The sequence below is a fragment of the Dinghuibacter sp. genome (genome assembly GCF_035492835.1).
GTDB lineage: Bacteria > Bacteroidota > Bacteroidia > Chitinophagales > Chitinophagaceae > Dinghuibacter.
In genome coordinates this window covers 1-16049 of record NZ_DATJIY010000115.1, presented here as the reverse complement: position 1 = coordinate 16049, position 16049 = coordinate 1, and the positions used below count along the sequence as shown (strand labels likewise).

General features: G+C 58.9%; 12 protein-coding genes. 7 read left to right on the top strand and 5 right to left on the bottom strand.

Going from position 1 to position 16049, the window contains the following annotated elements; genetic code table 11:
* Positions 1-132 precede the first annotated feature (132 nt).
* From rpiA to VL547_RS10945, 3 genes are read left to right on the top strand one after another with little or no spacing between them, the layout of a single operon-like run.
* Entirely contained in the window at positions 133-822 is a 690-nt protein-coding gene (gene rpiA, locus VL547_RS10955) for a ribose-5-phosphate isomerase RpiA (protein WP_325577709.1), read from the top strand.
* 58 nt (positions 823-880) lie between these two features.
* Positions 881-1132: a DUF6364 family protein gene (locus VL547_RS10950; protein ID WP_325577708.1), complete on the top strand. Its 252-nt coding sequence runs from the start codon at positions 881-883 to the stop codon at positions 1130-1132.
* A complete protein-coding gene (locus tag VL547_RS10945; RefSeq protein WP_325577707.1) occupies positions 1132-1548 on the top strand; it encodes a PIN domain-containing protein in 417 nt (138 codons plus the stop codon). Before VL547_RS10950 ends, VL547_RS10945 begins: the two co-directional genes overlap by 1 nt.
* Positions 1549-1608: 60 nt before the next feature.
* Here VL547_RS10945 and trxA read toward each other — a convergent pair whose 3' ends face one another.
* Complete coding sequence (trxA, locus tag VL547_RS10940; protein WP_325577706.1) at positions 1609-1929, bottom strand: thioredoxin; 321 nt, start codon at positions 1927-1929, stop codon at positions 1609-1611.
* A 56-nt stretch (positions 1930-1985) separates the two neighbouring features.
* On the bottom strand, positions 1986-5624 hold the full coding sequence (gene dnaE, locus VL547_RS10935; protein WP_325577705.1) for a DNA polymerase III subunit alpha: 3639 nt from the start codon (positions 5622-5624) through the stop codon (positions 1986-1988).
* A 120-nt stretch (positions 5625-5744) separates the two neighbouring features.
* Between dnaE and VL547_RS10930 the strand changes: the two genes are divergently transcribed.
* The gene (locus VL547_RS10930) at positions 5745-8612 is read left to right on the top strand and encodes a gliding motility-associated C-terminal domain-containing protein (protein ID WP_325577704.1); all 2868 of its coding nucleotides are present in this window, start codon (positions 5745-5747) and stop codon (positions 8610-8612) included.
* A 68-nt stretch (positions 8613-8680) separates the two neighbouring features.
* A complete protein-coding gene (locus VL547_RS10925) occupies positions 8681-9277 on the top strand; it encodes a C40 family peptidase (protein ID WP_325577703.1) in 597 nt (198 codons plus the stop codon).
* On the opposite strand, the gene VL547_RS10920 is transcribed toward VL547_RS10925, so the two are convergent.
* Positions 9274-10785 (bottom strand): lipopolysaccharide biosynthesis protein, encoded by a 1512-nt coding sequence (locus VL547_RS10920; RefSeq protein WP_325577702.1) that lies wholly within the window; start codon positions 10783-10785, stop codon positions 9274-9276. The two genes, VL547_RS10925 and VL547_RS10920, sit on opposite strands and share 4 nt — an antisense overlap.
* A 22-nt stretch (positions 10786-10807) precedes the next feature.
* The gene (locus VL547_RS10915; protein WP_325577701.1) at positions 10808-12502 is read right to left on the bottom strand and encodes a M1 family metallopeptidase; all 1695 of its coding nucleotides are present in this window, start codon (positions 12500-12502) and stop codon (positions 10808-10810) included.
* 122 nt (positions 12503-12624) lie between these two features.
* Between VL547_RS10915 and VL547_RS10910 the strand changes: the two genes are divergently transcribed.
* Together VL547_RS10910 and VL547_RS10905 are read left to right on the top strand one after the other, a co-directional pair.
* Positions 12625-14163, top strand: coding sequence for an ABC transporter substrate-binding protein (locus VL547_RS10910; RefSeq protein ID WP_325577700.1), 1539 nt, complete (start codon positions 12625-12627; stop codon positions 14161-14163).
* Positions 14164-14286: 123 nt separating this feature from the next.
* Entirely contained in the window at positions 14287-15084 is a 798-nt protein-coding gene (locus VL547_RS10905) for an acyl-CoA desaturase (RefSeq protein ID WP_325577699.1), read from the top strand.
* Here the strand turns inward: VL547_RS10905 and VL547_RS10900 are convergent.
* Positions 15081-16049: proline iminopeptidase-family hydrolase (locus VL547_RS10900; protein WP_325577698.1), on the bottom strand; the 969-nt coding region annotated here is incomplete at its 5' end. The two genes, VL547_RS10905 and VL547_RS10900, sit on opposite strands and share 4 nt — an antisense overlap.

Sequence of the window (16049 nt, the reverse complement as noted above, 5' to 3'; positions counted from 1 at the left end):
GCACTGGACGCCCATCTGGTTTACCTTCGCGGCCTACGCGCTGCTGCTGGGTATCATATTCCCGCTCGTATTCCGATACAAACATACCCCGGAGGCCTCCAAGACCCCGCTTAAACACGCCTGACGTAAAAAATGACTGAGAAAGACCAGATGAAGAAAAGGGTGGGCGAGTATGCCGCCACCTTCATACAACCCAATACGGCCATCGGCATCGGCACCGGCTCCACCGCCTACTGGATGATCCTCGCGCTTGGCGCCAAGGTCCGCGAAGGTTTTACCATTACCGCCGTCCCCACCTCCAAGGCCACCGTCGAGCTGGCCCAGGCCCATGGCATTCCCCTGGCCACCCTCAACGACGTCGACCGGCTCGCCCTCACGATCGACGGCGCCGACGAGGTCGACCCGAAGCTCCAGCTCATCAAGGGCGGCGGCGGCGCGCACCTCCAGGAAAAAATGGTCGCCGCCGCCTCGGACCGGATGATCGTCATCGCCGACGAGCAAAAGCTAGTCGACCGCCTCGGCAAGTTCCCCCTCCCCATAGAAGTCATTCCCTTTGGCTGGAAACAGGTCCAGCGCCGCGTCGCCGCCCTCGGCTGTCCCACGAGCGAGATCCGCCAGCGTGATGGCAGGCCCTTTATCACCGACCACGGGAACTACATCCTTGACGCCCACTTCGGCTCGATCGCGGACCCCCCCGCCCTGGGCATCGCGCTCCACGAGATCCCCGGGGTCGTGGAGCACGGGCTTTTTATCGGGCTCGCCACGACCGTGCTGGTCGGCCGGGCCGATGGAACCGTCGATGAGCTGCACCGGCCGGGCTAAGACGCCCCATGAGACAAGCGATTTGGGATATACGTACAAATTTGGTAATTTCGTACGTATGACAACCAAATTAACCCTGGCCCTGGACGCCGCCGTCATTGAAAAGGCAAAGCGCTACGCCCAAAGGAAGAATACCAGCCTTTCAGGTATGGTGGAGAATTTCCTGGCGAAGGTCGTGGAGGAAGAGCCAGGGCGACCCGAAGCCATCTCTCCCCTGGTCAAAAAGTTATCCGGGGTTCTTACGCTATCCCCTGATGCTGATCACAAAAGTCTCTATGGAGATCACCTGAGTGATAAATACGGCAAGTAATGAAGGCGCGTGTTTTCCTGGATACGGACATCGCCCTGGACTTGCTGGCCGCCCGACACCCGCATTATGATTTTGCGGCCCGTCTTTTTACGCTGGCGGACCAGAATAAGTTACACTTATTTGTGTCCGCGTTGTGCTTTAGCAACCTGCATTACCTTTTAACCAAACAGCGAGGGCGTGTCGACAGCTTATCCATCCTGCGTGATTTCAGGGTGCTGGTGACCGTGGTGGGCGTCGACGGCAAGACCATCAACCTCGCGCTAAACAGCACGTTCGCGGATTTTGAGGATGCCATACAATACCATGCAGCGCTATCGACTGGCGTTTCCGTTTTGCTTACGCGAAACCTCAAGGACTATAAAAACGCGGATATTCCCGTAATGACCGCCGAGGACTACGTAAAGACGCTCGCATAAAAAAAGCCATCCCCCGGACGGGAGACGGCTCTGAACTTTATGTTGTAAAGAAAATTTAGCTTATGCCAGGTGGGCTTCGATCTTCTTGACGAAGTTACCCTTGGGCTGCGCGCCGACCAGCTTGTCGACAACCTTACCGCCCTTGATGAACAGGATGGCGGGGATGGAGGTAATGCCGTAGTTGGTGCTGACTTGCGGGTTGTGGTCGACGTTTACCTTGCCGACGTTCACCTTGCCATCATATTCCTTGGAAATTTCTTCGATGACGGGTCCGATTGCACGACAGGGTCCACACCACTCTGCCCAAAAGTCTACTACCGTTAATTTATCGGAATCCAGGACGGATTGCTGAAAATTGCTGTCTGTGAATTCTTGTGCCATATAGTATAGGTTTGTTTGGTATTGGATACAAAGATACGACCAATCGGTATATTCTATCATGTTGTCACGACATTGACTTCCACGTCAGGGTTTGCCATGAGGAATTGTGTCATTTCGTCATTCATTTCCAGACCGGCGCCGATCTTCTGGAGACCTATCCGGCGGTGGGACTTATCGTCCTTAAGCTGAATGCGTAACGCAGTCTTGCCGGGGTACTTTTGGACCTGTTTTTCCAGGAATAAAACGATCGCTTCTGTCAAAAGCATCGGATGGATTTCCAGCTGGAGCTGACGCGTCAGGGTCCGTTTGATGGTTTCGAGCAGGAGGATGGAGCCGACCTTGAACTCGTAGTCGTCGTCCCGGTTAAACCGGTTTTTGAACTGGCCGGTGATATAAATGACTGTGCCGGGAGTGAAATAGTCCTTGAATTTGATATAGTCTTCCCCAAACAAAGGCACCTCCATCTTCCCCGAATAGTCTTCCACGCCGAAGATGCCGAACTGTTTCCCGGTCTTGGAAATGCGGTGCTGGGCGTCGGCCACCAGGCCGGCCAGGCGGAACGGCCGGAAAGGATTGGGTTGCAAGGCAATACCGTCCTTGAACTCGTTGAACTCGGCAATCGTGGCGATCCCGTAGTGCTGCATTTCGAAACGGAAGTGGTCCAGCGGGTGCCCGCTCAGGAAGATCCCCGTGACGTCCTTTTCGTTCTCGAGGAGGGTCGTGAGCGTCCACGGCTCGCTGTCCGGCAGCTTCGGGGGCTGGACGGCGGGCATGGACATGTCCCCAAAAAGGGTGTTGGCCTGGGTGGTCTGGGTCGTTTGGTATTGGTTGCCAAAACGGATGATCCTTTCCAGACCGTTGAGCTGTTCACCGGGGGCCAGGAAGAAATATTGCGCCCGGTGGAGCTGCGGGAAGCAGTCGAAGGCGCCGCCTTTGACCAGGCATTCGAGCGACTTCTTGTTGACGGCGCGCTGGTTGATTCGTTTGATCAGGTCCCATACGTCGGTGTAGGGGCCGTTTTTGGCCCTTTCTTCCAGGACGGAGTCGATCGCCGCCTCACCCACGCCCTTGAGCCCGGACAGGCCAAACCGGATTTCGCCCTTTTTGTTGACGGCAAAACCCGCCTTGGATTCGTTGATGTCAGGCCCCAGTACCTTCAGTCCCATGCGTTTACATTCCTCCATAAAGAACGTGATCTTTTCGATCGAGCCGGCGTTGTTGAGCACGGCCGCCATGTATTCGCTGGGGTAGTGCGACTTGAGGAAGGCCGTCTGGTAGGCCACGAAGGCGTAGCACGTCGAGTGCGACTTGTTAAAGGCGTACTGGGCGAAGGCTTCCCAGTCGGTCCAGATCTTTTCGAGCTTATCCGTCGGGTGGCCCTTTTCGGCGGCGCCTTTCAGGAACTGGCCCTTCATTTTGTCCAGGACCGACTTTTGCTTTTTACCCATGGCCTTCCTCAGGACGTCCGCGTCGCCCTTGGTAAAGCCGGCCAGGCGCTGGCTGAGCAGCATCACCTGTTCCTGGTAGACCGTGATCCCATAGGTATCCTTGAGGAACTCCTCCATTTCGGGGAGGTCGTAGACGATGGCTTCGGTCCCGTGTTTACGCGCGATAAAGTTGGGGATGTATTCCAGGGGGCCGGGCCGGTACAGGGCGTTCATGGCGATCAGGTCGTCAAAACGGTCCGGTTTGAGCTCCCGGAGGTATTTCTGCATCCCGGGACTTTCGAACTGGAACGTACCGATGGTATCGGCCCGCTGGTACAAGCTGAACGTGTCCGGGTCGTCGAGCGGGATGGTGTCCAGGTCGATCTCGACGCCGTGGTTCTCTTTTATCAATGTCAGGGCGTCGCGGAGGATGGTGAGGGTCTTCAGCCCAAGGAAGTCCATCTTGATAACGCCGGCCTCCTCGATGATGCTGCCTTCGATCTGGGTCACCAGCAGGTCGGAGTCCTTGGCGGTACAGACCGGGATGATGTTCATCAGGTCGTCGGGGGCGATGATGATCCCGGCCGCATGGAGACCGGTGTTCCGCACGGACCCCTCCAGCCGTTCCGCTTCGTGGAGGACCTTGGCGTGGAGGTCGTTGCCGTTGTAAACCTGGCGGATCTTCTTGACGTTTTCCAGGTCGTCGGGGATCAGGCCTTCCTTTTCGGTCAACGACTTTTCCCCGTCCTTTTCGGTGAGCGGGGCGTGGAGGACCCTTCGCAGCTCGATCCCCGGCTTTTCCGGTACCAGCTTGGCCAGCGCGTTGGCCTCGGCCAGCGGGAGATCCATCACCCGGGCCACGTCCTTGATCGACATCTTGGCCGCCATCGTGCCATAGGTCACGATCTGCGCGACCTGGTTGCGGCCGTATTTCTGGACCACGTAGTCGATCACCTTCTGACGGCCGGAGTCGTCGAAGTCCGTGTCTATATCGGGCATGCTCTTCCGGTCCGGGTTCAGGAAGCGCTCGAACAGCAGGTTGTATTTGATCGGGTCGATGTTGGTGATTCCGATGCAATATGCCACCACGCTTCCCGCGGCGGAACCGCGTCCGGGCCCGATGAACACACCCAGCTCCCGCCCCGCCCGGATGAAGTCGCTCACGATCAGGAAGTAGCCGGCAAAACCCATGGTTTTGATCGTAAACAGCTCGAAGTCGAGCCGCTCCTGTATCTCCGGCGTCAGGTCGATATAGCGTTTGCGCGCCCCTTCGTAGGTCAGGTGCTTGAGGTATTCCCACTGGTTCAGCGTGCTGTCCGCGTGCACCTGGAACTCCAGGGGCACCGGGAAATTCGGCAGCAGGATGTCCTTTTTCAGGTTCAGCACCTCCACCTTCGACGCGATCTCATTGGTGTTGTCGATCGCGTCCGGCCGGTCGCTGAACAGCGTGGTCATCTCCTGCGTGCTCTTGAAGTAGAACTGGTCGTTCGGGAATTTGAACCGCCGGTTCTTCAGCTGTACGTCGTCGTTGACGAAGTCGTCGTACCCCGGCGTAGCCTTTTTCTCCCCGGTATTGATGCACAACAGGATGTCGTGGGCGTCGTAGTCCTCCTTGTCGGTGTAGTGGCTGTCGTTGGAGGCGATGACCTTGACGTTGTATTTTTTTGCGAACTTCAGCAGCACCACGTTGACCTGGTCCTGTTCCTTCAGCCCATGGCGCTGCAGCTCCACGTAATAGTCCTCGCCAAAGCGCTCCAGCCACCATTCGAACTCCTTCTCGGCTTTTTGCTCGCCGTGTTGCATGATCGTCTGGGGTACATACGCCCCCAGGCAGCACGTCGTGGCGATCAATCCTTCCTTGTGTTTATCGATCAGCCCTTTGTCGATCCGCGGATACTTCCCGTACATCCCTTCCATATACCCCGCCGAAGTCAGCTTGATCAGGTTCTGATACCCCGCTTTGTTCTTCGCCAGCAATATCTGATGAAAGCGCTCGTCCTTCTGATCCTTGGTGAACGTCCGCCGCGTCCTGTCTTCGACAACGTAAAACTCGCACCCCACGATCGGCTTGACCTTCAGCGACCCGTCTTCGTTCTTGTGCTTATAGGCTTCGCTCACGAACTCGAACGCCCCGAACATGTTGCCATGGTCCGTGATCGCCAGGGCCGGCATCCCGTCCTTGATCGCCTTCTTGTACAGCGAACCGATGCTGGCCTGGCCGTCCAGGAGGGAATATTGCGTGTGCGTATGGAGGTGGGAATATTTCATGCGTAACGGCAAATTTACCCAAAGTATTTCAACCGGGGGTATAAGGGGTTTTCCACATGTTGGTAATTTTATGAAAACCATATTTTTCAGTACCTTACCATACCTGCCCAAGCATAGCCATTGAAACCAATCTGCCTTTTCCTCTGTTTCCTTCTGTCCAGGGAGTCATCGCACGCCCTTACACTGGCCGTTGCCGTCAACGACGTGACCCAAAACGTATACGGGGAGTTCATGGTTATCTACAACGGAAGCATCACCGCCTCCGCCGTCGGCGGCGTCGCCCCTTATACCTTCACCCTGGTGGGTTCGGGTCCAGCCCAGAACAATGGATATTTTCCCGCTTTGCGCCCCGGCACTTACCAAGTACAGGTAACCGATGCCACGGGTGCATCGGCGACGACCACGGTAACGGTCGGCTCGGTCTACCCGGTCCCTTCGGTGCACCTGGCCAAACCCGTCCTGCCGTCCACCTGCTCGGACAGCGACGGGCGCTTCACCATGATCGCCACCGGCGGGACGCCGCCCTACCAATACAGCATAGACGGGGGGATTACATGGTCCTCGGGCAATACGTTCACCGGCCTTGGTCAAGGGTATTATTCGCAGTGTGTCGTAAGGGATGCGAACGGGATGTACGCGGTGGCGTCCACCGATATTTTTGACGTGGGTAGCCCGGGCGACAGCCTTTACTTCTTCCGTAACGGGTGCCCGTACGGCCTCTATATCGAGTCTTACGCGGGCACCAATTGCGGCTCCAACGGCGAGCAGGAAGTCCGTGCCTACGGCGGCGTGCCGCCGGTCCTGTACGCCGTCGACGATGGCGCGTACCGGCCGGCGCAGAATACTACCTATGACCCCGCCGGCGAATATACTTTTGATTCGCTGTCCGGCGGGTTGCACCGGTATTACGCGAAGGACGCCACCGGCGCCGTGGTCACCGCCACCGCCATAGTATATCAGTACTGCGGCATCCGCGTGGTCTGGGCGGCGGTAAGCGCCTCCTGCGGTGCGAGCGACGGCTCGATGACCTTGCACGCCGTCGGCGGGCTGCCCCCGTACCAATACACCGCGGACGGGATCAACTACCAGGCGGACAGCACTTTCACCGGTCTTGCGGTCGGCGTCTACAGTTTCCTGGTCAGGGACGCGGCGGGGTCGTTCCTGTCGGTCACCGCCGCGGAGACCAACCGTTGCCCCCAGGTAACCGTCATCGCCGCCCCCGATACGTGCGCGGCCGGCAAGGGAACGCTGGCCGCATCGGGGACTTTGGGCACACGGCCTTACCAATTTTCGATCGATGGGGTTCACTTCCAGGCGGACAGCGTGTTTACGGGGCTGCTACCTGGCGCGTATACCCTTACCCTGAAGGACGCGGGCGGCTACATGGCCACGGCCGGAGCCACGGTCAGGAACGACTGTCTGCAACTAACCCTGTCTGTTTCGGCGACCACCTGCGGCCTCAGGAACGGCTCCATTTCGGCGTCCGGTTCGAACGGTACGCCACCCTACCAGTATTCGGTGAATGGCGGCGCGTATACATCCGTCGGTTTCTTCGATACGCTGGCGGCAGGTACGTACGTCATAACGCTCATGGACGGAACCGGGTTGACCGCGATAATGGATACGACGGTCGCAGCCTCCACCGGTCCTGTGTTGAGCTTCTTTGTCTCCCCCGCCACTTGCGCTGGCACCGGGGGCAGCGTCCAGGGGCACGAGACCGGGGGTGTCTTCCCCCTGTATTTTGGCCTCAGTACCGCGCACACGCGCGAGGTGGATGACAGCCTGTTCCTGGATCTGGACACCGGGACATATATACTAAGCCTCGTCGACGGCAACAACTGCCTGGTCCGCGACACCGTTACCGTCACCGCCCCACCCACGCCTGTCGTTGCCCTGGGCGATGACACCACCCTTTGCGTGGGGGATACATTGGTCCTATCCGCGCCGCCCGGGGATACGTATCTCTGGCAAGGCGTACCGGGCGTCGCGCGGGATACGGTCACCGGGACCGCCAGCATCGCGCTATCGGTGACGAATGCCTTTGGCTGCACGGCTTCGGACGCCATTTCCGTGCGTTTCATACAGCCGCCTTTTTTCTCCCTTGGAAACGATACGATCCTGTGCTCCGGCGATAAGGACGTTTTGTCGGCGTCCACCCCCGGCGCGTACCTATGGAGTACCGGCGCCATTACCCGCACGATGACGGTAACGACGCCGGGTTTGTATTGGCTGCAGGTCACTGACGGCGGTTGTAGCCGGCGCGATAGCCTGGTCGTGCAATACCAAATCCGGCCATCGATGTCGTTGGGCAACGATACGACGTTGTGTTCCGGCCAAACGCTCCTGTTGGCCGCGCCCGCCGGATACTCCTGGTATCGCTGGCAGGATGGGTCGGCAAACCTGCAATATATGATTACCGCCCCGGGAACCTATTCGTTGACCGTCGACAACAATGGTTGCGACACCACCGGGTCGCTGACAGTTGCGTACAATAGCCCTCCGGAACTGAGCCTCGGACCGGATACGACGATTTGCGTCAGCGAGCAGCTCACCCTGAACGCCTTTGTCAACGGCGGCCAGTACCGCTGGCAGGACGGATCCACCAGGCCGCAATACGTCGTAAATGCTCCCGGGACCTATACGGTCTCCATCACGAACGGCTGCGGCACCCTCACTGATTCGGTCACCGTGTCGTACGAGGATTGTACCTGCCGGTTCAGCGTCCCTTCCGCGTTCACGCCGAACGGCGACGGGGTGAACGACCTTTTCCGGCCGGCCTACAAATGCCTTTTCACCGACTATGGGATCCGTATCTACAACCGCTGGGGCAACCTCGTTTTTTCCAGCCGCGATGCGGCCCGGGCCTGGGATGGCACCATGGCCGGCCAGCCGCAGCCCACCGGTGTATACGTCTGGCAGATCACCTTCCGGGATACGCTCACAGGCGGCCAGGTGCAGCGCCAAGGTACGGTGCTCCTAACCAGATAATATATTATCTTTACCCCCGAAAAACTTACTAACCCATTCTACGCCAAGCCCTATATAGTTCCAGCCTGGTGGTACTCCTGGCCAGCTGCAGCGCGTCCCGGCACGCGCACACGACCGCGGCAACCCCGGAGCTTCACCGCGTACCCGCGGGCGCGGCCACCAGCGCGACCCGCGTCACCGGGCTCCCCCTTACCAAACCGGGATACAGCTACGTCAACACGATGGGGCTGAACATCGAGTTCATCGACGCCCTCAACTTCAAATACGCCGAACAGCTCGACGTCCCCGTCGAACTGATCACCAACCTCAACCTCTATCACTTTATCGATGACTGGTGGGGCACGCCCTACCACCTCGGAGGCACCACCCGGGAGGGCGTGGACTGCTCCGCCTTTAGCCAGGTCCTCGAAGAGACCATCTTCCACCTCGACATGCCCCGCACCTCCCGGGAGCAGTACGTCGCCTGTCACAAGGTGGCGACGCCGGAGCTCCAGGAAGGCGACCTGGTTTTCTTCGGGACAAAAAAGGGGATCACCCACGTAGGCGTCTATCTCCAGAACAATAAGTTCGTCCATGCTTCCACATCCTTTGGGGTGATGATCTCCGATCTCGGGGAAGAATACTGGGCGCACCGCTTCGTCGGCGGGGGCCGGATGCCCGGTTAATCCACGCGGACCCCGAACCTCTTGCGAACGCCATCCCACAGCTGCCGCGTGTCCGGCGTCAGCCGCGACGCGAGAACGGCCACGCCGTATAAAAGGACAAAGCAAGCGCCGCGGGCGAAGAGCGACACCCAGCCCGACAATCCGGCGCAGGCAAGCGCCGTAGCGTAGTACGCCGCAAAAGCGTAAACGATCGCCAGCAGGCTGCGGAAATTGAACGGCTGCATGCCAAACCGTACCCACAAGAAAATAAACCGGACAACATTATACACTACCAGCGAAATGAGGTCCGCCACGGCCGACCCGGTGATGCCATAAGACTTGATCAAAAAAACATTGAGCGGAATGCGCAGCGCCAGCAGGACGATACCGGTAAAGAAGTCGAACCGCCAGAAAACAGACGTCCCGATGATCTGGCTGTTGACCCCGGTGCCCCCGTCGACGACGCGTGCAACGCCCAGCAGGAACAGCGCGGGTAAAAGTAGCGCGGCCTGGTAGTCTGCCTTTATATTGAACAAGGACCCGGCGGTGGGCGCACAAAGCTGGATAAGGGCGAGCAGCGCTGAAGACAGGATCAGTAAATTTAAGGACGTCCTGTGGTAGATGCGGTCGATCCGGCCGTAGTCCTTGTCCTTCCAGGCCTGGGCCAGGTGGGGGATGGACGCGGCCTGGACGCTTCGCTGGGGCACCTGGATGATGTTGGCGATGTAGAGCAGCAACGCGTAAATACCGGCATAGGAGAGCCCCATGAAACCGGCGATCAGGATGCCGTCGAAGGATTGGGCGACGATGGTGACGATGATACCGGTATAGGTGAGCGAGGCCATGCCCGCCATCTTTTTGCGGAAGCGCCGCGTGACCTTGCTGACGTGGAGGGTGAGGTTGGTGAGCCCCATGCGGGTGAGGTGCCCCCAGAGGATGATCGCCATCGCCAGGAACTGGAACGCATACACCTTGATGAATACGTCATAGCCGATCCAGCCCAACAGGTAGGGGACGATCTCGAGCAACACGAAGATACGGATGCCGCCCTCCCTCAAAAAGGTGGACCAGACCGATTGCCGTGTAGTCCAGGCAAACGTTTCCAGGATGGAAAAGAGCATGAACCCAAAACCGAAGGGGAAGACCCAGCGGTAGTAGACGACGAAGAGGGCCGAGCGTTCGGAGAATTTGCGGACGATCAGCGGCTCGAATATCCACCCGCCGAGACAGACGAGGACAAAGCCCGCCAGGGAAATCAGGAGCGCCCAGGTGAGCAGGTCGTTCTGGCGACGGGTCAGGTGGTCCTTGTAGTAGGGGTAGAATTTATAAACGACGCTGCTGACGCCGATCGAGCCAAACGCATAGATCATCCCTCCCATGTCGGTGAATACCCGGGTCAGGCCGTACTCCGCATCGCTGAACGTGTGCTGCCCGGCGTGGACAAAAAGATAGGTATTCAGGGCCCCGACGAGGAAGCCGAAATACGTGGATATGCTTGACAGGATGGTCTGACGGCGGAGCTGGCCCATAGATACGGCACGAAGATAGGACCTACCCCGCTTTGACCGTCACATAAATATTCGGGTCGACCAGGGACGTCCCCAGCTCAGAGACGGTATAGGGCAGTACCGTACCCGCGGCGGACGCGGTCACTACCTGGCTCTTGCCGCCGGGCAACAGGATGCGTACCGGCATGTCGAAACCATCGACACAGTTGCTCCAGGTAAGGTGCAGCACGGTGGACGAGCCTGAAGGCGCCAGCGTGTAGGTGAGCACGGGTACGCGAACCGTCCGGAGATACTGGTCGAAGGTCTTGGAAAAGTCGATCCCGCTCTTCCCGCTGATGTAGTGCTCGATCTGGGCCGTGGTGACGGTCTGGTGATAGAACGTTTTGTTGAGCCCGCGCAGGAGCTGACGGAAGGCTTCGTCGTTCCCCATGATACAACGGATGGTGTTGATCATATTGCCGCCCTTGTAATACATATCCCCCGAACCCTCCTTGTTGACGCCGTAGGGACCGATGATAGGGCTGTCGTTGCGGATATTCTTCCGGGTGCCCTGGCAATAGGCATCGCCCGCCTCTTTCCCATATTGGCAGTCCACGAAGAGGGTTTCGGAATAGTTGGTAAAGCCTTCGTGTACCCACATATCGGCCACGTCTTTGGTGGTGATGTTGTTCCCGAACCATTCGTGACCGCTTTCGTGGATGATGATGAAGTCCCACTTCAATCCCCAGCCGGTGTGTGACAGGTCGATGCCTTCGTTCGTGCCGTCCTTGTGCGTGATGCGATAGCCGTTCAGATACCGGTTGCCGTATTGCGTGGCGCCCTGGTGCTCCATCCCCAGGTTGTAGCTTTCGACGAGCTTATACCCGTCCTCGTAGAAAGGGTAGGGGCCCATCCAGTATTCAAAACAATGGATCATGGGTTTTACGTTCAGCGCAAAGTGCGCCCTGGCGCGGTCGAGGTTATAGGCCAGGACATAAAAGTTCAGGTCCAACACGCCTTTTTCGCCATGTAAGGTGTCGCTCCAATGCGCGTACTTACCGATGTTGATCGACATGTCATAGTTGTTGATGGGGTTTTTGACCTGCCAATGGTAGGTCTTCTTACCCGGGTCCGCGGGCTCTTCGCCCACCAGCCGGCCGTTGGATACGTCCATCAGGCTGTCGGGGACGGTGACGAACATGTCGCAGCCGTTGTCGGGCTCGTCGTATTGGTGGTCCTTGGTCGGCCACCAGGTGCTGGCGCCGGTGCCCTGGCAGGCGGAGCTGACCCAGGGATTGCCGAGGGAGTCGGTCTTCCAGTCGATGCCGCCGTCCCACGGGGCGTGTATGGCGGCCCGCGGGATGCCGTGGTACCAAATGGTCAGCTTTTGAACCGAGCCAGCAGACTGGGCTTCGGTCAGTTGTATATACCAGGCGTTCCCATCGCGGGTCCATCGGAGGTCACGACCGCCCTGCCGGGCGCTGTCTATGGTCAGGGGCGCCTGGAGGTCGATTTGCATCGTCTTGTAGGGCTTCAGAACTTTATAGGTGATGGTATTGCTGCCTTTGATGGTACGCGCGGCCAGGTCCGGTTCCACGCGGAGGTCGTAGTGGAGCAGGTCCCACCAGGCGCGTTCGGGCGTAATGGTCCCGCGCAGGGTGTCCGCATGGGTGAACGTGGTTTTGGGAACCATGAGCTGGGCGTTGGCATTAAAAGCGCCGATAGCGAAGAGCGCGCCGAGGACAAGAGGTTTTACCATAGTTTTGACTTCTGATGGGTAAGTATAAGCGACTTTGGGTGCCATGCACAAGCTATTTATACCTATGGCTTTTATCGGTGGTTGGATGGCTGAGCTGTGGCCGGCCGCCGGAAACGGCGCGCATGGTTTTCCGGTACAACCAAACCGAAGGCATCGCTACCCTCGACCCCGCCTATGCCCGGAACGAGGCCATCCAGTGGGCGGTGCACCAGTTGTACAATACCCTGGTGGAAACGGACACGGCGCTCCACCTCCAACCGTCGCTCGCGGATAGCTGGACGGTGTCAAAAGACCAGCGGCAATACCTATTCAAGCTAAAACGGGACGTTTATTTCCACGACGACCCTTGTTTCCCGCACGGCCGCGGCCGGCCCCTTCGCGCCGCCGATGTGGTGTATAGTTTCCGGCGCCTGATGGACCCCGCCACCGCCAGCCCCGGCGCGTGGGTCTTCAACGGCCGGATCGACAGCGTGGAAGCCCCCGACGACAGCACCGTCGTCCTGACGCTGACCAAACCCTTCCGCCCGATCCTGGGCATCCTGAGCATGGAATACTGCTCCATCGTGCCCCGCGAGGCCGTGGAGGCTTATGGGACCGATTTCCGGCGTCACCCGGTGGGTACCGGTCCTTTCCGGCTCGAAAACTGGGACGAAGGCCAGGCGCTGATCCTGGTGCGGAACCCGCATTATTTCGAGCGGGATTCCATGGGCAGGGCGTTGCCCTACCTGGACGCGGTGAAGGTCTCCTTTCTCGACAGCAAGGCCACGGAGTTCCTGGAATTCCTTCAGGGCCGGCTCGACATGGTCAACGACATCGACCCGGCGTACAAAGACGAGGTCCTCACCCGGCGGGGGACCCTTAAGCCCGAATGGACCGGCCACATCGCGCTTTCCCGGCACGCGCAGCTCGATATGGAATACCTGGGTATCCTCATGGACACGGCCAGCCCCCTGGTAAAGGCCTCACCCCTCCGGTTGCCGGCGGTCCGGCGGGCGATCAATATGGCCTTTGATCGCCGTAAGATGCTGCTGTACCTCCGGAATTCGATCGGGGTGCCCGCCGAAAGCGGGTTTATCCCTTCCGCGCTCCCTGTCTATGACCCGGCGCGCGTGCCGGGTTACCGCTACGATCCTGAAGGAGCGGCCCGTCTCCTGGCCGATGCGGGTTTTCCGGGGGGTGCCGGTCTGCCGGTTATCCGGCTGGAGACCGTCCCCGCCTATGCCGACCTGGCGTCCTTTATCGCGCGGCAGGAGCAGGAAGCGGGCATCCGTATCCAGGTAGACGTGGTACAAAAAAGCCTGCTGCTGCAAACCACGGCCAAGTCGGAGGCGTTGTTTTTCCGGGGAAGCTGGGTCGCGGACTACCCCGACGCCGAAAACTTCATGAGCGTATTCTATTCAAAGAACCCGGCCCCGCCCAACTACACCCGTTTTCGCAGCGCGGTCTTCGACGCCCTGTACGAACAGGCGCTACGGGAAAACGACTCCGCCGGGCGCAAGCTCCTGTACAACCGGATGGACAGCCTGGTGATGGCGCAGGCCCCGGTGGTGCCGCTCTGGTACGATGAGGCCCTCCGGCTGCTAAGCCCTTCCGTAAAAGGATTGTATGCGAACGGGTTGAATCTCCTGGAACTGAGGCATTGCTATATTTTAACACGTTAATTCCAAAACCGGCCCTAACTTTGCGCCGTCAGTGTAAAGGCGCCCGTTGGGGGGCCGGGACCTGTAAAAGGCGCGCGAGCGTCTCAAATTTTTAAAAAGGCGCGGTACCCCGCGCTCCATCACATGATAGCGATATTGATCTTTTTCTTTGGGCACTGGTTCGTTTCCCTGTTCTTCCATACGTTCTTCCTGCACCGGTACGCCTCCCACCAGATGTATACCACGGGTGGCAAACGCGAAAAGCTGTTTTATTTCCTGACCTGGTTCGCCCAGGGTTCCTCCTACCTGGTCCCCCGCGCGTACGCCGTGATGCACCGGATGCACCACAGCTATAGCGACACCGAAAAAGACCCCCATAGCCCGCATTTCTTCAAGGACGTCTGGCAGATGATGTGGCATACCCGGAACATGTACGACGGCTACCGGACCGGCAAGCTGGAGATCGACCCGCAGTTCACGAAGGATTACCTTCCTGTCTGGGATCGCCTCGACCGCTTCGGCGACCTCATGATCGTGCGCGTCACGTTCATGCTGGCCTATATTGCCTTCTACTGGTTTTTCGCGCCGAACTTCTGGTGGTTCCTGCTGCTGCCGATCCACTTCCTGATGGGCCCCGTTCAGGGCGCGATCGTGAACTGGTGCGGCCATAAATACGGTTATCAGAACTTCCACAACGGCGACCACAGCCGCAACACTTCCCCCTGGGGCATCCTGCTGCTGGGCGAGCTCTTCCAGAACAACCACCACCGCTATGGGACCAACCCCAATTTTGCCAAGAAGTGGTTCGAATTCGACCCGACCTTCGTGGTCATGCGCATGATGCACTGGATGAGGATCATCCGGATAAAACCACAGCTCCAGCCGGTCGCCGGCGGGTTACAGAAGGGCGCGGTCCGGCCGCGCAAGGTACGCGTTGGCTAAAACCTCCCCTCATCCACGTCCTTGATGAAATTGATCACCCCCGGGTAAAAATCCTTTTGGTCATCCCACATCGCCAGGTGACTCCCCTCCGGGCAGTACAGGTAGCGCCCGTGCCGGACCTGGGTGCTCATCCAGCGCATGTGTTCCGGGTCCATGGTGTCGTATTTCGCGCCCACGGTCAGCGTCGGCACCCGGATTTCGTGGAGCCGGGATTTGATGTCCCAGTCCGCCAGCCGGCCGGAAATGCCGAATTCGGAAGGGCCTTGCATCATCGTGTATACCGTGGCATTGACGTGGTTGATGGCGCGGTTCAGGCCGTCCGGCCAGTCTTCCAGGCGGCATATATGCCGGTGATAAAAGTTCGGGATCAGCAGCGCCATATAACGGGGATTGGAAAAGTCGCCCCGGGCCTCGATCCCACGCAAAGTGTCCAACACTTTGGGATCCATGGTTTTAACAAGTACCTGCTGGGCATAGCGACCATAATCGAGGCAACTGGACATCATGTTGCAGATGAGCAGGCCCTTGAGGTGCTGCTGGTACTTGAGCGCGTATTGCATGGCCAGCAGACCGCCCCACGAGTTCCCCAGGAGATAGAAATTGCCCGAATCGAGTCCCAGGGCCTGGCGGACCTGCTCCACTTCCTCCACGAAACGGTCTACCGTCCATAGGGCGCTGTCTTTGGGCTGGTCGCTGTAAAAAGAGCCCAGTTGGTCGTATTCTATCATCTCGAAACCCTCCCCCGGAAAGAAGCTTTCGAAACATTCCATATATTCGTGGGTCATTGCGGGACCGCCGTGGAGCAGGAGGACCTTGATCCGCGGGTTGTTACCGATTCGTTTGGTCCAGACGTGGAAGTCCCCGACGGGTGTGTGGATCGGGATCATCCTGACGCCCGCCGCCTGGACGCCGCTGTCGCGGGGCGCGAAATAAGTGCCCACGGGCGTGTCGGAACCCGTACGTGA